At 72.1% G+C, this 16,384-nt stretch carries 13 protein-coding genes; 6 read left to right on the top strand and 7 right to left on the bottom strand.

The genetic code is table 11. From position 1 onward, the window contains the following. Positions 1-204: 204 nt before the first annotated feature. Positions 205-2,502: an FdhF/YdeP family oxidoreductase gene (locus GQR16_RS19250; RefSeq protein WP_157416790.1), complete on the bottom strand. Its 2,298-nt coding sequence runs from the start codon at positions 2,500-2,502 to the stop codon at positions 205-207. A gap of 1 nt (position 2,503) precedes the next feature. After that, the gene (fdhD, locus tag GQR16_RS19245) at positions 2,504-3,388 is read right to left on the bottom strand and encodes a formate dehydrogenase accessory sulfurtransferase FdhD (RefSeq protein ID WP_157416789.1); all 885 of its coding nucleotides are present in this window, start codon (positions 3,386-3,388) and stop codon (positions 2,504-2,506) included. A gap of 115 nt (positions 3,389-3,503) precedes the next feature. On the opposite strand from fdhD, the gene GQR16_RS19240 reads away from it, so the two are divergent. The 3 genes from GQR16_RS19240 to GQR16_RS19230 all read left to right on the top strand — a co-directional run bounded on the left by GQR16_RS19240 (position 3,504) and on the right by GQR16_RS19230 (position 6,247). Next, entirely contained in the window at positions 3,504-4,499 is a 996-nt protein-coding gene (locus tag GQR16_RS19240) for an NAD-dependent epimerase/dehydratase family protein (RefSeq protein WP_157416788.1), read from the top strand. A gap of 180 nt (positions 4,500-4,679) precedes the next feature. Continuing rightward, complete coding sequence (locus GQR16_RS19235; protein WP_157416787.1) at positions 4,680-5,639, top strand: arginase family protein; 960 nt, start codon at positions 4,680-4,682, stop codon at positions 5,637-5,639. 125 nt (positions 5,640-5,764) lie between these two features. Then, complete coding sequence (locus GQR16_RS19230) at positions 5,765-6,247, top strand: SixA phosphatase family protein (protein ID WP_157416786.1); 483 nt, start codon at positions 5,765-5,767, stop codon at positions 6,245-6,247. A gap of 6 nt (positions 6,248-6,253) precedes the next feature. Here GQR16_RS19230 and GQR16_RS19225 read toward each other — a convergent pair whose 3' ends face one another. The 4 genes from GQR16_RS19225 to GQR16_RS19210 are packed head-to-tail and all read right to left on the bottom strand — an operon-like array spanning position 6,254 to position 9,151. Further along, positions 6,254-7,102 (bottom strand): ABC transporter ATP-binding protein, encoded by an 849-nt coding sequence (locus GQR16_RS19225; RefSeq protein ID WP_157416785.1) that lies wholly within the window; start codon positions 7,100-7,102, stop codon positions 6,254-6,256. Continuing rightward, entirely contained in the window at positions 7,078-7,896 is an 819-nt protein-coding gene (locus GQR16_RS19220) for an ABC transporter permease (protein WP_157416784.1), read from the bottom strand. The genes GQR16_RS19225 and GQR16_RS19220 overlap by 25 nt, the downstream gene beginning before the upstream one ends. After that, positions 7,896-8,738: a molybdate ABC transporter substrate-binding protein gene (modA, locus tag GQR16_RS19815; protein ID WP_157416783.1), complete on the bottom strand. Its 843-nt coding sequence runs from the start codon at positions 8,736-8,738 to the stop codon at positions 7,896-7,898. Before modA ends, GQR16_RS19220 begins: the two co-directional genes overlap by 1 nt. Next, on the bottom strand, positions 8,735-9,151 hold the full coding sequence (locus GQR16_RS19210; protein ID WP_157416782.1) for a TOBE domain-containing protein: 417 nt from the start codon (positions 9,149-9,151) through the stop codon (positions 8,735-8,737). The genes modA and GQR16_RS19210 overlap by 4 nt, the downstream gene beginning before the upstream one ends. 148 nt (positions 9,152-9,299) lie before the next feature. On the opposite strand from GQR16_RS19210, the gene GQR16_RS19205 reads away from it, so the two are divergent. Further along, positions 9,300-10,526 (top strand): molybdopterin molybdotransferase MoeA, encoded by a 1,227-nt coding sequence (locus tag GQR16_RS19205; RefSeq protein ID WP_157416781.1) that lies wholly within the window; start codon positions 9,300-9,302, stop codon positions 10,524-10,526. A gap of 27 nt (positions 10,527-10,553) precedes the next feature. Here GQR16_RS19205 and GQR16_RS19200 read toward each other — a convergent pair whose 3' ends face one another. Continuing rightward, the gene (locus tag GQR16_RS19200; protein WP_157416780.1) at positions 10,554-11,252 is read right to left on the bottom strand and encodes a TetR/AcrR family transcriptional regulator; all 699 of its coding nucleotides are present in this window, start codon (positions 11,250-11,252) and stop codon (positions 10,554-10,556) included. A gap of 130 nt (positions 11,253-11,382) precedes the next feature. On the opposite strand from GQR16_RS19200, the gene GQR16_RS19195 reads away from it, so the two are divergent. Together GQR16_RS19195 and GQR16_RS19190 are read left to right on the top strand one after the other, a co-directional pair. Then, positions 11,383-14,289 (top strand): MMPL family transporter, encoded by a 2,907-nt coding sequence (locus GQR16_RS19195; protein ID WP_157416779.1) that lies wholly within the window; start codon positions 11,383-11,385, stop codon positions 14,287-14,289. Beyond that, positions 14,286-16,280, top strand: a complete 1,995-nt coding sequence (locus GQR16_RS19190; protein ID WP_157416778.1) for a YhgE/Pip family protein — start codon at positions 14,286-14,288, stop codon at positions 16,278-16,280. Before GQR16_RS19195 ends, GQR16_RS19190 begins: the two co-directional genes overlap by 4 nt. Positions 16,281-16,384: the final 104 nt, after the last annotated feature.

The following is a 16,384-nucleotide window of genomic DNA, read 5'->3' as shown; positions in this document are numbered from 1 at the left end:
CTAAGACTCGCAGCGCCGATGGTACTGCAGGGGGGACCCTGTGGGAGAGTAGGACACCGCCGGACAACCATTACCGAAGAGCCGCCCACCACGTGGGCGGCTCTTCGCATTTAACACACCACTCACCTCTCCGGAGGTGTGCAGAAGGGCCGCCCCGATGGGGCGGCCCTTCGTGCGTTCACGGGTGGTGCTGCCGTCGAGTGGTCAGCTGCGCGGCTCGAGACGCACGATCACGGCCTTCGAGACGGGGGTGTTCGATTCCTCGGCCGCGCTCTCGAGCGGCACGAGCACGTTCGCCTCGGGGTAGTAGGCGGCCGCGCATCCGCGTGCGGTGGGGTACGACACGACACGCTGGTTCGCGAGCACGCGATCGGGCTGTCCGGGCCACTCGCTCACCACGTCGACCCGGGCTCCGTCGTCCAGGCCGAGCTCGACCAGGTCGTCGGGGTGCACGAACACCACGTCGCGTCCGCGCTTGATGCCGCGATAGCGGTCGTTGAGGCTGTAGATCGTGGTGTTGAACTGGTCGTGCGACCGGAGGGTCTGCAGGATCAGCCGGCCGGCCGGGCGCTCGATGTGCTCGAGCTCGTTCACCGTGATCATGGCCTTGCCGGCGACCGTGTCGAAGCGGCGCTCGTCGCGCGGTCCGTTCGGCAGGATGAAGCCGCCCTTGCGGCGGACGTCCACGTTGAACGTCGAGAAGCCGGGCACCACGCGCGCGATGCGGTCGCGGATCCGGTCGTAGTCGGCCTCGAACTCCCTCCAGGGGATGCCGTGGCGGGCGCCGAGCGTCGCATCCGCGAGTCGACACACGATCGCGATCTCGGAGAGCAGTCCATCGGCGACGGGCGGGATCGCTCCGTGGCTCGCGTGCACCGCGCAGACGCTGTCCTCGACGGACACGAACTGCGGCACGCCGCCCTGCAGGTCGATCTCGGTTCGTCCGAGGGTGGGCAGGATCAGCGCCTCCTCCCCCGTCACGACGTGCGATCGGTTGAGCTTCGTCGAGACCTGCACGGTGAGCTTCGCGCCGCGCATCGCGGCTTCGGCGACGGCGGTGTCCGAGATGGCGCCGACGAAGTTGCCGCCCAGCGCGATGAACACGTCGATGTCGCCGTCGCGGAGTCCGTGCACCGTCTGCAGGGCATCCGCGCCGTGCTTGCGCGGCACCGGGAAGGCGAACTCCCGCTCGAGCGCCGAGAGGAAGCTCTCGGGCATGCGTTCCCAGATGCCCATCGTGCGGTCGCCCTGCACATTGCTGTGTCCGCGGATCGGCGAGGCGCCGGCGCCGGGCTTGCCGATGTTGCCGCGCAGCAGCAGGAGGTTGACGATCTCCTTGATCGTCGCGACGCCCTTCTTCTGCTGGGTGAGCCCCATGGCCCACGTGATGATGACGCGGTCGGCGGCGAGGTACTCCGCTGCGAGGGCGTCGACGTCTTCGACGGGGAGGCCGGTGGCGGCCGCGACCGCGGCTTCGTCGAGATCCGCGAGGTGCTCGCGCAGCGCGTCGAGTCCGACGGTGTGCTCCGCGAGGAACGCGTGGTCGAGCACGGTTCCGGGGGCCGCCGCCTCGGCGTCGAGCACGCGCTTGGACACGGCCTGGAGGAGCGCCATGTCGCCTCCGGCGCGGATCTGCAGGAAGCGGTCGGCGATGACCGTGCCTTTGCCGATGAGTCCGCGCACCTTCTGCGGATTCTTGTAGCGCACGAGTCCGGCCTCTGGCAGGACGTTCACCGAGATGACGCGCCCGCCGTTGCGCTTCGTCTCCTCGAGCGCGCTCAGCATGCGGGGATGGTTCGTGCCGGGGTTCTGGCCCATGACGATCACGAGGTCGGCCTTGCCGAAGTCGTCGTAGGCGATCGTCGACTTGCCGATGCCGATCGTCGCCCCGAGCGCGGTGCCCGTGGACTCGTGGCACATGTTCGAGCAGTCGGGCAGGTTGTTCGTTCCGAGCGCCCGCACGAAGAGCTGGTAGAGGAACGCGGCTTCGTTCGACGCACGGCCGCTCGTGTAGAAGGCGGCCCGGTCGGGCGAGTCGAGGGCGTCGAGGTGTTGCGCGACGAGGTCGAACGCGGCATCCCACGAGATGGGTTCGTAGTGATCCGAACCGGCCGGCTTGTAGACCGGCTCGGTGAGGCGCCCCTGCTGACCGAGCCAGTACTCGCCGCGATCGAGCAGGGACGTGAGGGAGTTCTCGGCCCAGAACGAGCGCGGCACCGTGATCGGCGTCGCCTCCCAGGTCGTGGCCTTCATGCCGTTCTCGCAGAACTCGAGCACGTTGCGGTGGCCGGGATCGGGCCACGCGCAGCTCATGCAGTCGAAGCCGTCCTTCTGGTTGATCGCCAGGGCGAGTCGGGCCGTGCGGGAGAGACCCATCTGCTTCAGGGCGGGCTCCATGGAGTGCAGGATGCCGGGAGCGCCGACCGCCCAGGACTTGTTCTGGCCGACCTCGAGCTGGGGATAGAGATCGGGAGCGACGTCGATCGTCGGATCGGTGGCCACGTCAGCCCGCCGTCAGATGGTCGGTCGTGGATGCAACGGCGGTCGCGGCATCCGGCTCATGGCGCTCGATGATGCGACCGTCACCCGAATAGACGACCATCGAGTCGCCGCGCATGAAGCCGACGAGCGTGATGCCGGCCTGCTGCGCGTGCTCGACCGCGAGCGACGACGGCGCGGAGACCGCGGCGAGGATCGGGATGCCGGCCATCGACGCCTTCTGCGTGAGTTCGAAGCTCGCGCGCCCCGACACCTGCAGCACCATGCCGCGCAGCGGGAGCAGCCCCTCGCGTGCGGCCCAGCCGATGACCTTGTCGACGGCGTTGTGCCGCCCGATGTCTTCTCGGAGCACGATCATCTCGCCGGTGCGGCCGTCGAAGAGGGCGGCCGCGTGCAGGCCGCCGGTCTTCTCGAAGATCTCCTGCCCGGCGCGCAGCCGGTCGGGGAAGCGCGCGAGCAGCCCGGCGTCGACACGCAGGTCGGCGTCGTCGACCGGATGCGCGGTGCGCGTGTGCACGGCCTCGATGCTCGCCTTGCCGCAGACGCCGCACGAGCTCGACACGTACGTGTTGCGCTGTGCAGTGGCATCGGGCCGGGGTACGCCGGCGGCGAGCGTGAGGTCGAGGACGTTGTAGGTGTTCTCGCCGTCGGCTCCGGCGCAGTGGATCGCGCCGGCGATCTGGTCGCCCCGTGAGATCACGCCCTCGGAGACGAGGAAGCCGACCGCGAGGTCGACGTCGTGGCCCGGCGTGCGCATCGTGACCGCGAGGGGTTCGCGCCCGACGCGGATCTCGAGCGGTTCCTCGACCGCGAGGAGGTCGTCTCGGCGACTCGTGCGGCCGCCGACCGTGATTCTGGTGACCCGCGTCCGTGCGGTGATCCTGCCCATACCCTCTTGCCTATCACGGCCGTCGATGCACGCGATGCGATCTGAGGCGAATCGTTCGGTTCGCGGTGCGTGAACACGGGTGTCCGCGGCATCCGCCCTGTGGTGGGATGACGGCATGGACCTGCTCATCCTCGGCGGTACGCAATGGCTCGGACGCTCGCTCGCGACGGAGGCGGTGGCCCGGGGGCACCGCGTGGTGTGCCTCGCGCGCGGGGAGTCGGGCGGGGTCGCCGAGGGTGCCGAACTCGTGCGGGCCGATCGTTCGGCGCCCGATGCGTACGCCGACGTGGCCGGACGCACCTGGGATGCGGCGATCGATGTCACTCGTCAACCCGGTCACGCTCGCGCGGCGGCCGTCGCGCTCACGGATGCGGTCGGGCATCTGACCTTCATCTCGTCGGGCAACGTCTACGCCGCGCAGAACGAACCCGGCGCCGACGAGCGCGCCGCACTGCTGCCTCCGCTCGAGGCCGACGAGTCGACGCCCGAAACGTACGGGGAGGCGAAGTCGGCGATCGAGCGCGCGTACGGCGAGGCGTTCGCTGCGCGGTTCCTGGCGATCAGGCCCGGACTCATCGCCGGCCCGGGCGACGCTTCCGGTCGCAGCGGGTACTGGGTCGCGCGGGCCGCGCGCGCGGCCCGCGACGGAGGCCCGGTGCTCGTGCCCGACGTGCTCGACGATGCGGCTCAGGCGATCCACGTCGAGGACCTCGTGCGGTTCGTGCTCGACCAGGCGGAGCGCGGCACGTCGGGTGCGTTCAACGCGGTCGGCGACCGGGGTACGTTCGGCGAGCTGCTCGAGGCTGCAACCACCGTAGCCGGTTACGGAGGTGAGGTCGTCGCGGCGTCGCCGCAGTGGCTGGCCGATCAGGGCGTCGCGGAGTGGTCCGGGCCCGAATCGCTGCCGCTGTGGATCCGCGACCCCGAGTGGCGCGCGTTCCAGGACCGGTCGAACGCGGCGGCGAAGGCTGCGGGGCTCGCACTTCGCCCGCTCGAACAGCTGCTCGAGGAGACGCTCGCGTGGGAACGCGCACAAGGGCTCGATCGCGAGCGCAGGGCCGGGCTCTCGGCTGGGCGGGAGCGGGAGCTGCTCGCGGCGTTGCGGGGCTGAGGGCGGTGCGCCGGCGCTGGTCTCGAGACGCTTCGCTCCTCGACCGGCGTGGGGAGCGCTTCGCTCCGCGACCGGCGTGGGGGGCGCTTCGCTCCTCGACCGGCACGTCGTCCGGGATCGCAGACGAGAAGCGGGGCGGATGCCGCGACGGCAGGCCCGCGCGCTCGGTAGCGTGCTGGCATGTCCTCGTTGTCGCACGACCCGAGCTGGCCGCGCGCCGGCGCCTGGCCCGCCCTCGATGAGACGGGCGCCGCGGCATCCGTGGACCTGGCGATCCTGGGGGTCCCGGCCTGGCGAACGTCGCTGTCGGCGACGAACGCGCACGCGACGCCCGCCGCGATCCGCGACGCGCTGCGGCGGTACAGCCCGGCGCTGATGCCAGATCGCGCCTTGGGCAGAGGGGTGCTCGAGCTTGACGGCTCGGGCGAGGGCGGACTCGCGATCGCCGATGCCGGCGACATCCACGAGCCCGACGGGCCCGACGGGGAGGCGCGCACCCGGGCGACCGTCGCCTCCGCGCTGGAACGATCCGCAACGCTCATGGCGCTCGGCGGCGACAACTCGGTGACGGTCGCGACGGCGCTCGGCGCGTGGGGCGACGACCTCGGGCGGGCGGGCCTCGTCACGATCGACGCCCACTACGACCTGCGCGACGGGGTTTCGAACGGATCCCCGGTGCGCCGGCTCGTCGAGGTCGGTCTCGATCCGACGCGCATCGTGCAGATCGGCATCGCCGACTTCGCGAACTCCGCCGCCTATGCACGGCGCGCCCGGGACCTCGGCATCACGGTGATCCACCGCGACGAGCTGCACCACCGTTCGCCGAGCGACGTCATAGCCGAGGCGCTCGCCATCGCCGGAGCCGCCGGCGGACCCGTGCACCTCGACGTCGACGTCGACGTGTGCGACCGTTCGGTCGCTCCGGCCTGCCCCGCCTCGGTTCCGGGCGGTCTCGCGGCGTGGGAGCTGCGCGCGCTCGTGCGGGCGGCGGCATCCGACCCGCTGGTGCGCAGCGCCGACCTCGTCGAGATCGATGCGACGACCGATGCCGCCGACCAGCGCACCGTTCGGCTCGCCGCGCTGTGCGTGCTCGAGTTCGCCGCGGGACTCTCGTCGCGACAGCGCCGAACGGCCGACTGAGCGGCCTGCAGCGCGGCCGGCTGAGCGGCTGGCTGAGCGGCCGGCTGAGAGACCTGTCGGGCTGCCGCCGAACGCATCGGCCGCGGTCGGTGGCCGGCATCGGTGCGCGGTGGCAGACTCGGCGCATGAAGACGCTCATGCTCGTGCGCCACGCGAAGTCCGACTGGGGCCAGCCCGGGCTCGCCGATCACGACCGCCCGCTGAACGACCGCGGGCTGCGCGACGCTCCCGCCATGGGCGTTCGGCTGCGCGAGCGCGGGGCGATCCCCGATGCGATCGTGTCGAGCACCGCGCTGCGGGCGCAGACCACGGCGAAGCTCATCGCGACCGAGCTCGGCCTCGACGCGGCATCCGTCGAACTCGACGACCGACTGTACGGGTCATCGCCCCAGACGATCCTGCGCGTCGTCGGCGAACTCGACGACGAGGTCGTGCGGGCCATGATCGTGGCGCACAACCCCGGCATGGCCGACCTCGCGTACGACCTCACCGAGTCGATCGGCGAGATGCCCACGTGCGCGGTGCTCGAGCTCGACTTCGACATCGACGAGTGGGTCGAGGTCGAGTTCCAGGCGCCGGTCGCGACGCGGTTCGACACGCCGCGGTAGGCGACCTCAGTCGTCGGATGCCGCGAGCAGGCGCCGCACGTACGGCGTCGCCGGGTCTGCGCGAATCGCCTCGAGCGTGCCTCGCTGGGTGACCCGCCCGTGCTCGAGCACGAGCACGGAGTCCGCGAGCCGGGCCGCATCGGCCGGACTGTGCGTGACGAGCACGGTCGCGCCGCCGAAGTCGCGCACGTGCGTCGCGAGCTCGGCGCGCATCTCCGCGCGCACCTCGACGTCGAGGGCCGACATCGGTTCGTCGAGCAGGAGCACGTCGGGCTCGGCCGCGAGCGCACGGGCGAGAGCTGCGCGCTGGCGCTGCCCGCCGGAGAGCTCCGAGGGCAGTCGATCGGCGAGGGCCACGAGGTCGTAGCGTTCGAGCCAGGGCTGGGCCGCCGCGCGGGCGGCTGCGCGCGAGCCCCGCATGCGGGCCGCGAACGCGACGTTGTCGCGCACGTTCAGATGCGGGAAGAGCACGTAGTCCTGGAACACCATGCCGACCCGACGCTGTTCGGACGGGAGGCCGTCGACGCGTCGCGAGCCGATCGCGATCTCGCCCGAGTCGAGCGGCACGAGTCCGGCGATCGCGGAGAGCAGGCTCGACTTGCCCGCGCCGTTCGGCCCGATGATCGCGAGCGGGAATCCGGGCTGCACCTCGAATGCCGCGGCGATGCGCGTCTCGCCGAAGCTGAGCGAGACGTCGACGCTGAGGCCCGGACGGTCGGGCGCGCCGGCCGCCCCCGGTCGGGCGCGCCCCCCGGCCCGCGCAGGCCCGCCGGAACGGTCGCCGTGGTCGGGGCGGCCGTCCGCGGCATCCGAAGCTCGAGGATCGATGTTCACGCGGTCGCCCCCGGAAGCCATCGGTCGCGAAGGGTCAGCAGCACGAGCACCGAGACGGCGAGCAGCAGCAGCGCGAGCGCCACGGCCTCGTCGGGGTCGGTCTGCATGGCGAGGTAGCTCGCGATCGGGAGCGTGCGCGTGGTGCCGGGCAGCGAACCCGCGAAGGTGATGGTCGCGCCGAACTCGCCGAGCGCACGCGTGAAGCAGAGCACGCCGCCGGCGGCGACTCCGGGTGCCACGAGGGGCAGCGTCACGTGGCGGAACACCTGCCAGCGGGAGGCCCCGAGCGTGGCTGCGGCGAGTTCGGTGCGCCGGTCGGAGGAGCGCAGCGCCCCCTCGACCGCGAACACGAGGAACGGCAGCGCGACGAACACCTGCGCGATGACCACGGCCCCCGTCGTGAACGGGATCGTGATGCCGAACGTCTCGTCGAGCCAGTGCCCGATGAGGCCGCGACGGCCGAGGAGCATGAGCAGTGCGATGCCGCCGACGACGGGCGGGAGCACCAGCGGGACCGTCACGGCCGCGCGCAGCAGCCGGCGGGGAACCGTGGGCCAGGCCTCGGCGTGTGCGATGAGCGCGGCGAGCGGGATGCCGAGCACGAGGCAGATCGCCGTCGCGACGATCGCCGTGGTGAACGAGAGCACGAGCGCGTCGAGCACGGCGCTGCTCGCGAGCAGTTCGGGGAGGTCGGCCCATGGTGCGCGCACCACGAGCGCGACGAGCGGCAGCACGAGCACCGCGAGCGCTACGACGGCGATCGCGGTGACCGGCCAGGCGAGGCGCCCGGTGCTGCGTGCTGCCGCCCGAGCCACTACGGGGTGCCGAAGCCGTACGCGTCGAGCGTCTCGCGACCGGCGTCGCCCGTGACGAAGGCGACGAACGCCGCGGCGGCCGCGATCTGCGCGTCGGAGGCGTCGGAGGACGGGTCGGTGATCGCGGCGATCGGATAGCGATTCACGACGTCGGCCGCAGCAGGCACCTTGATGCCCTCGACGTCGTCGCCGGCCGCCTGCACGTCGGTGCGGTAGACGAGCGCCGCGTCGACCTCGCCGAGCGAGACCTTGGTGAGCACGGCCTTCACGTCGGACTCGAGCGTGTCGGGCGCCGGCGTGATGCCTTCGTTCGCGAGCAGCTTCGCGGAGGCCGCGCCGCACGGCACCGACTCGTCGCAGAGCGCGATGCGCAAGTCGGGGTTCGCGAGGTCGTCGAGCCCGGTCACGCCCGCCGGGTTGCCGGCCGGCACCACGAGTTCGAGCGTGTTCGTGGCGAAGACCACGGGATCGGTCGCGAGCCCGGCGTCGACGACCTGCTGCATGGGGGCCTCGGCCGCCGAGGCGAACACGTCGGCCGGGGCGCCCTCGATGATCTGCGTCGCGAGCGCACCGCTGCCCCCGTAGCTCACGGTGATCTCGACACTCGGGTTCGCGGCCTCGAACTGCGTCGCGAGGTCGTCGAACGCCTCGGTCAGGGAGGCCGCGGCGAGCACGGTGACCTCGGCGGCTTCGAGATTCACGGTGGACTCGGTCGGCGGCGTCGACGCGTTCGGGTCCTCGTCGCCGCCGCTCGTCGCGCACCCGGCGAGGGCGAGCGCGACGAGCGCGGCAGCGGCGAGGCCGGTCGCGGCGCGGAGGGTCGTGCGGGGAGTTCGGGTCATGGCTTGGCTCCTTCTGGCAGTTCGATCGTGACGACGGTGGCCTTCGCGCTCGCCGCGGCGAGCACCCCGGGTTCGAGGCCGAGTTCGTCTGCGGCCTCGCGGCTCATGAGCGAGACGATTCGGAAGGGGCCGGCCTGCAGTTCGACCTGCGCCATGACGCCGTCGCGCTGCACTGCGGTCACGAGGCCGATGAAGTGGTTGCGGGCGGACGTGCGTGCGAGCGGGAAGGCGTCGGCGAGCGCGCTGCCGCCGGCGTGGTCGGTCATGAGCCCGACGAGTTCGGTGCCCTCGACCACCTGCATGCCGTTCGCGCCGCGCGCGAGCGTGATGCGGCCCTGGTCGGCCCAGCGGCGCACCGTGTCGTCGCTCACCCCGAGCAGGGCTGCCGCTTCGCTGATGCGGAACTGTGTCATGGTCTCTCCCGTATTCGCGGAACTTCCACGCTAGTGCATCCGCAGATCATGCACGCGGCCTCCGCATGCGGCGGTGCGCCTGCGAGAATCGGGGGATGACCAGCACGCCTGCAGCCCCCACCGAAGGCCGATCGCCGGGAACCCGTCGATGAGCGCGCGCTCGAGCGTCGAGGAGCACGCCTCGTTCGTGCGCTCGCTGCTCTCCGGGCTCGGCGCGCGACCCACCGAGCGGGTCGCCGTCGCCGACGCGCTCGGCCGCATCACGGCCTCACCCGTCGAGTCCCCCATCGCCCTGCCGCCGTTCCGCAACGCGCAGATGGACGGCTTCGCCGTGCGAGCGGCGGATGTCGCGGGCGCGACCGATGCGCCGGTGACGCTGCCCGTCGTGGGCGAGGTCGCGGCCGCGCCCGGCCTTCCGTCGCCCCTCGTGCCCGGAACCGCCGTGCGCATCATGACCGGCGCGCAGGTGCCCGATGGAGCCGACGCCGTGGTGCCCGTCGAGGACACCGAGCCGGCGGGCCAGGCGGGCGAGGCGGACGGGGCCCACGCCGTGCGCGTCCTCCGCGCTCGTGCCGCGGGGGAGTACGTGCGCGAGGCGGGCTCCGATCTCGCCGAGGGCGACGACGTGCTGCCGCCCGGCCTGAAGCTCGGCTCGCGCCATCTCGCGGCGGCCGCGGCATCCGGTCTCACCGAACTCCTCGTGCGCGAGCGGGTGCGGGTCGCCGTCGTCAGCACCGGTAGCGAGCTCGTGGCCCCGGGCTCCGCGCTCGGAGCGGGGGAGATCCCCGATGCGAACGGCGTCGCGCTCGCCGCGGCCGTTCGCGCGGCCGGTGCGGTCGTGGTGTTCGAGGCCCGCGTGCGCGACGACGTCGAGCAGCTGCGCGCCGAACTCGACGCGGCGCGCGGCGCGGGCGCCGAGCTCGTGATCACGAGCGGTGGCATCTCCCAGGGCGCCTACGAGGTCGTGCGCGAACTGCTCGAGCCGCTCGGCGCCTGGGTCGGCGCGGTCGCGATGCAGCCGGGCGGTCCGCAGGCCGCGGCCGCCTACCGCGGCATGCCCGTGATCGGGTTCCCTGGCAACCCCGTCAGCGCACAGCTCTCGTTCGAGCTCTTCGTCGCACCCACCCTGCGTGCGATCGCGGGGCTGCCCGCCGCATCCGTCGCCTCGATCCCGCTCGCGGAGCCCATCGTGTCGATCGCCGGACGCCGTCAGTTCCTGCGCGGACGGCGCGACGGCGAGGGTCGGGCGGTACTCGTGGGCGGGCCCGGGTCGCACCTCGTGGCGGGGCTCGCGGCATCCGACCTGCTGATCGTGGTGCCCGAGGAGGTCACCGAGCTCGCGGCCGGCGCCGTCGTGGAGACCATCGCGCTCTGAGTGCGCGGGCCGCCGTGGAGGGCGGCCCTACTCCTCTTCGCCTTCGCCTTCGCCGTCTTCGTCGCTGTCGTCCTCGTCGTAGGCCGCTGCCGGATCGTCGATCACCAGTTGCGCGACGAGCGCGAGCTCGGTGCTCGTCGAACGATGGATGCGATCGGCGTTCGCCCCGGCGATGGCCGCGCGCACGGCGCTGCCCTCCCAGACGAGCAGCATCACGCGGGCGGCCTCGAGCGCGGAGACGCGGAAGGTGATGCCCTTGGCCCGCCCGATGTCGGTCACGATCTGGGCGACGCTGCGCTGCATCTCGGCCTCCTGCTCGAGATACGCGGCCGCCATCTCGGGGCTTCGCAGCGCGTGGATGCGGATCTCGCTCATGAGGAGCACGCCGAGCCGGTCGTCGGCCGAGACATCCAGCACCTGATCGAGGATCTCGAAGACGTCGGTGTGGCTCGAGGCGAACGCGCCGTCGCATTCGAGCTCGGCGACGCGCGCGGTGACCGCGTCGACGCGGCCGCGGGTCACGCGACCCGCGAGCTCGAGGAACAGCTCGTCCTTCGACTCGAAGTTGGAGTAGAACGCACCGCGCGTGAACCCGGCGCGGTCGCACACGGCCTCGACGGATGCCGCGGCGAGCCCGACCTCGGCGAACACCTGCGCTGCGGCGTCGAGCAGCTTGCGCCGTGTGTTCTCGCGACTGCGCGGCGCGGTCACTGCGGACTCGACCATGGCTGCCATTCAACCCCCGTATTCACATGAAGGCCACAGGTTTGCAGGCCCTCCCCGATCTACGATACAACTACGTATCGGATACAGCGCTGTATCGAACTGTCCTGACATCCGGCTCGGAGGCGCTGCCTTGTCCACTCTGCTCTACTCGCTCGGCCGCTGGTCGTATCGCCACCCGTGGCGCGTGCTCGTCTCGTGGCTGCTCCTGCTCGTCATCGCGGGAGGCGCGTTCGCCCTCTTCGGCAAGGGCACGAGCAACAGCTTCTCGATTCCCGGCACCGAGGCGCAGGCGGGCCTCGAACAGCTGAACCGCTCGTTCCCGCAGGCCAGCGGCACGAGCGCGCAGTTCATCGTCGTCGCGCCCGACGGGTCGAGCGTCGAGGACGACGACTTCAAGACCGGCATCGAGCAGACGATCACCGACATCGAGGGCCTTGACGGCGTGCTCGCCGTGACCGACCCGTACGACGAGATGGTCACGGGCATCATCTCCGACGACGAGACGGCGGCGCTCGTGCGCCTGCAGTTCGACGGCGAGGCGACCGACGTCCCCGAATCCACCAAGACGCAGCTGCACGAGATGACCGACGAGCTCGGCGCGTCGCTGCCCGATGGCACGCAGGTCGTGCTCGGCGGCGACCTCTTCGCGCTGTCGGTGCCGGGCATCACGCTCACCGAGGGCGTGGGCCTGCTCATCGCGCTCTTCGTGCTCATCGTCACGTTCCGCTCGATCAGGATGGCCGGGCTGCCGCTCGCCTCCGCGATCATCGGCGTCGCCCTCTCGCTCTCGCTCATCATGCTCTCGACGGCGTTCGCGATCATCTCGTCGACGACCCCGCTGCTCGCGCTCATGCTCGGCCTCGCGGTCGGCATCGACTACGCGCTGTTCATCATGGCCCGACATCAGGACCAGGTGAGGGCAGGTGAAGACCCCGAGGAGTCCGCCGCCCGCGCGACCGGCACCGCCGGCTCGGCCGTCGTCTTCGCCGGCATCACGGTGCTCATCGCGCTCATCGGACTCGGCTTCGCGAACATCCCCTTCCTCACGGTCATGGGCATCGCCGCCGCGGTCTCGGTGGCCATCGCCGTGCTCGTCGCCATCACCCTCACGCCCGCGTTCCTCGGGTTCGTCAAGCGTCGCGTCGTCGGATGGAAGCGCCGCGAGCCGCGCGGCCGTCGGCGGGCGGCGCAGCAGCAGCGTGCGAAGCAGCATGGGGCGGATGTCGCAGCCGGCGGTCCGTCGGACGGTGGGTCGCACGCGGCATCCGGAGCTCCGACCGATCAGCAGGGCCAAGCTACGACCGGGACGGCCGCTCGTCGCGGATTCGCCACGCGCTGGGTCGGACTCGTGACGCGGCATCCGATCGTCACGACCGTCGCCGTGGTGCTGAGCCTCGGCATCGTCGCGATCCCGGCCGCGAGCCTCGCGCTCGCCCTGCCGAACGCCGGCATGCTGCCGAAGGACGACCCCGCCCGCGTGTCGTACGACCTCGTCGCCGAGCACTTCGGGCCCGGCTTCAACGGCCCGCTCGTGCTCACCGGAACCATCGTGACCTCGACCGACCCGCTCGGCCTCATGGAGGACCTCGGCGACGAGATCGCCACGCTGCCCGGCGTCGAGACCGTCGCCCTCTCGACCCCCAACGAGACGGCCGACACCGGCATCGTGCAGGTCATCCCGACCACCGCGCCCGACGACCCCGCCACCGCCGACCTCGTGCGCGAGCTGCGCGGACTCCACGACCACTTCCTCGACGAATACGGCATCGACCTCAAGGTCACGGGCTTCACCGCCGTCGCGATCGACATCTCCGACCGCCTCGGCGCGGCCCTCGTGCCCTTCGGCCTGTTCGTCGTGGGCCTGTCGCTCATCCTGCTCGCGATCGTGTTCCGCTCGATCTGGGTGCCGATCACCGCCGCCGCCGGCTACCTGCTCTCGGTCGTCGCAGCCTTCGGCGTCGTCGCCGCGGTCTTCGAATGGGGCTGGGGCGCCGACCTGCTGCACGTGACCAAGGTCGGACCGATCATCAGCTTCATGCCGATCGTCGCCATGGGCGTGCTGTTCGGCCTCGCCATGGACTACCAGGTGTTCCTCGTCAGCCGCATGCGCGAGGACTACGTGCACGCCCGCCGTGCCCTCGACGGGCACTCGAGCCGCCAGCCGCGCGACATCGCGCTCGGCGCCGTGCGCTCGGGCTTCACCGCCTCGGCGCGCGTCGTCACCGCCGCGGCGGTCATCATGTTCGCGGTGTTCGCCGCGTTCGTGCCGGAGGGCGACTCGTCGCTCAAGCCCATCGCGCTCGGCCTCTCAGTGGGCATCGCGATCGACGCGTTCATCGTGCGCATGACGCTCGTGCCCGCCGTCATGGCGCTGCTCGGCGACAAGGCATGGTGGCTGCCCAAGTGGCTCGACCGCCTGCTGCCGCACTTCGACATCGAGGGCGAGGCCGTCGAGCGCGAGCGCGCGCTCGCCGATTGGCCCGAGCCCGAGACCACCGCGGCGATCGTGGCCAGCGACCTCTCGCTCGTCGAGCGCGACGTCACCGTCTTCGAGGGCGTGGGTCTGCGCGTCGAGCCCGGCGGCGCGCTCATCGTCACCGCGTCCGACGAGATCGCCGCGCGCGCCATGCTGCTGACCCTCGCCGGACGCATCGACTCGACCGGCGGACGCCTGCGCGTCGCCGGCCACCTGCTGCCCGGGCGCTCGGCGTGGGTGCGCGCGCACGTGGGCGTCGCGCTGCTCGCCGAGGCCGAGGATCCCGTCGTCGAGCTGCGCAGGGCCCTGCGCGGTCGTGCCCGCATCGTCGTCATCGACGGCGTCGACCACGTCACCGACGCGGCGACCCGCGATCGGCTCGCCTCCCTGCTCTGGGACGCCTCGCTCGAGGCATCCGTCACCGTCGTGGTCTCGACCGGCGACGCGGCGAACGCACTCCCGCTGCTCGCCGCCGCCGGCCACCCCGACGCCCCCGCCATCGAACTCGCGGCGCCCCTCGCGCCCGCCTCCGCACACTCGACCACCGAGGTGAACGCATGACCCTCCCCATCGAACGCGCGCGCTCCAAGCGGCCCGTCACCTGGCTCACGATCATCGGCGTGCTGATGCTGCCCGTCGTGATCGGCGGCATCCTCGTCGCCGCGCTCTACAACCCGACCGAACGCCTCGGCGAACTCAACGCGGCGATCGTGAACAACGACGAACCGGTCACGATCGACGACCAGCTCGTGCCGCTCGGCCGTCAGCTGACCGCCGGCCTCGTCGAGGGAACGGGCGAGGACGACGCGAACCTCACCTGGACCCTCTCGAACACCGAGGACGCGAAGGCCGGCCTCGCCGACGGCACGTACGCCGCCGTCATCACGATCCCCGAGAACTTCTCGGCGGCCGCGACCTCGACCGCCCCCGGCGGAACGCCCGAGCGAGCGACGATCAAGGTCTCGACGCCGCCCGACAGCCTCGTCGTCGACGACGCGATCACCGCGCAGGTCGCGCAGACCGCGACCTCGGTGCTCGGCGAGCAGCTCTCGACCACGTACCTCGAGAACGTGTTCGTCGGGTTCACCGACCTCGGCACGCAGCTCGGCACGGCCGCCGACGGCGCCGCGAAGCTCGCCGACGGCGCGCAGAGCGCAGCCGACGGCGCGGCCGCGCTGCCGGGCGGGGCGACCCAGCTCGCGACCGGCGCGACCGGCATCGCGACCGGCGCCGGCGAACTCGGCAGCGGTCTCGACACCATCGCCGGCGGCACGGGCGCGTCGGCCTCTGGCGCGGGCGCGCTCGCAGGCGCGATCCGCGAAGTGGCGGGCGGCGTGAACAATCCGAAACTCGTCAAGGCAGCCGACGATGCGGCCTCGAACGCCGAAGATGCAGCGAAGGGTTCGCTGACTGTGGCCACGAATGTCGGCGTCCTCGCACAATCGCTCGGCGCGCTGGCTGCTCAATGCGACCCGGTGAGCAGCGGCAAGCAGTTCTGCGACGACCTCGCCGTTGCTGCGTCGACCGCTGCCACGACCGCGCCGATCGCCGGATCGACGGCGGAGAGCGCGGCGATCGCGAGCGGAAACGCCACACCGACTGCGGCGGGCGTCACCGCCCTCACCTCCGGCACGAGCGCCGGCCTCACCGAGATCGCCGCCAAGACCGACGAGCTCGCGGCCGGCCTGACCCAGCTCTCCGCAGGCACCACGCAGTCGGCCGACGGCGCCCGCGCGCTCGGCGACGGCGCGACGCAGCTGAGCTCGGGCGCCGACCAGCTCGCCACCGGGGCAGGCACGCTCGCGACCGGCGTGCAGTCGCTCGCCGACGGCACCGGTGAACTCGCGACGGGCCTCCGCACGGCGTCCGAAGCCGTGCCGTCGTACACCGACTCCGAGGCGCAGAGCCTCGCCTCGGTCGTGGCCGACCCGGTCGCAGCCGACGGTGCGGGCAGCTCGCTGTTCGGGGCATCCGCGATTCCGCTGCTCGCGACCCTCGCACTCTGGTTCGGCGGCCTCGCGACCTTCGTCGTGCTGCAGGCCGTGTCGCGTCGCGCGCTGACCTCGCGGGCCCCCTCGGCGATGCTCGCCCTGCGCGGGTTCGCCCCGGCCGCAGCGCTCGGTGCGCTGCAGGGCGTGCTCGTTGCGGGCGTCGTGCAGCTCGCCGCGTCGTACGACGTGGGCGAGTGGCTCGTGTTCGCCTCGCTCTGCGTCGCCGCGGGCGTCGCCTTCGCCGCCGTCAACCAGGGGCTCATCGCCGCGTTCGGCGGCGCTGGTCGCTGGGTCTCGGCGCTCATCGGGGTGCTCGCCGTGGCGACGGGGGTCGTCTCGACCGTGCCCGGCGTCCTTGCCGATTTCGCGGCCCTGCTGCCCACGGCACCCGCCTACAACGGCATGGTCTCGGCGCTGACCTCGACGGCCGGCGTCGGCGCGGCCTTCGTCGGGCTCGCGGTCTGGGCCGTGCTCTCGTTCGGCGTGACGACGATCGCCGTCGCGAGGCGGCGTACGACGTCGGTCCGCGCACTCGTGCGCGCAGCTCCGGTCGCGGCCTGACCCACGCGGATCCGAAGCCCGGATCCGCGCACCGACCGACGGGTCGCGAACGCTGCATCGGCGTTCGCGGCCCGTCGGTCGTTCTCCTGCACGCGCTAGCGTGA

This window comes from Agromyces allii (assembly GCF_009749385.1).
In the GTDB taxonomy this organism is placed as follows: Bacteria; Actinomycetota; Actinomycetes; order Actinomycetales; family Microbacteriaceae; genus Agromyces; species Agromyces allii.
The sequence above is the reverse complement of the archived record's forward strand: the minus strand, read 5'-3'. Positions and strand labels throughout refer to the sequence as shown.

What these genes read in the sequence shown, in the direction of transcription:
- GQR16_RS19230 (WP_157416786.1), top strand. Translation starts at nt 5,765, where the DNA reads ATGAAGACGCTCATGCTCGTGCGCCACGCGAAGTCCGACTGGGGCCAG.
- GQR16_RS19235 (WP_157416787.1), top strand. Translation starts at nt 4,680, where the DNA reads ATGTCCTCGTTGTCGCACGACCCGAGCTGGCCGCGCGCCGGCGCCTGG.
- GQR16_RS19200 (WP_157416780.1), bottom strand. Translation starts at nt 11,252, where the DNA reads ATGGTCGAGTCCGCAGTGACCGCGCCGCGCAGTCGCGAGAACACACGG.
- GQR16_RS19225 (WP_157416785.1), bottom strand. Translation starts at nt 7,102, where the DNA reads ATGGCTTCCGGGGGCGACCGCGTGAACATCGATCCTCGAGCTTCGGAT.
- GQR16_RS19240 (WP_157416788.1), top strand. Translation starts at nt 3,504, where the DNA reads ATGGACCTGCTCATCCTCGGCGGTACGCAATGGCTCGGACGCTCGCTC.
- GQR16_RS19205 (WP_157416781.1), top strand. Translation starts at nt 9,300, where the DNA reads ATGAGCGCGCGCTCGAGCGTCGAGGAGCACGCCTCGTTCGTGCGCTCG.
- GQR16_RS19210 (WP_157416782.1), bottom strand. Translation starts at nt 9,151, where the DNA reads ATGACACAGTTCCGCATCAGCGAAGCGGCAGCCCTGCTCGGGGTGAGC.
- fdhD (WP_157416789.1), bottom strand. Translation starts at nt 3,388, where the DNA reads ATGGGCAGGATCACCGCACGGACGCGGGTCACCAGAATCACGGTCGGC.
- modA (WP_157416783.1), bottom strand. Translation starts at nt 8,738, where the DNA reads ATGACCCGAACTCCCCGCACGACCCTCCGCGCCGCGACCGGCCTCGCC.
- GQR16_RS19190 (WP_157416778.1), top strand. Translation starts at nt 14,286, where the DNA reads ATGACCCTCCCCATCGAACGCGCGCGCTCCAAGCGGCCCGTCACCTGG.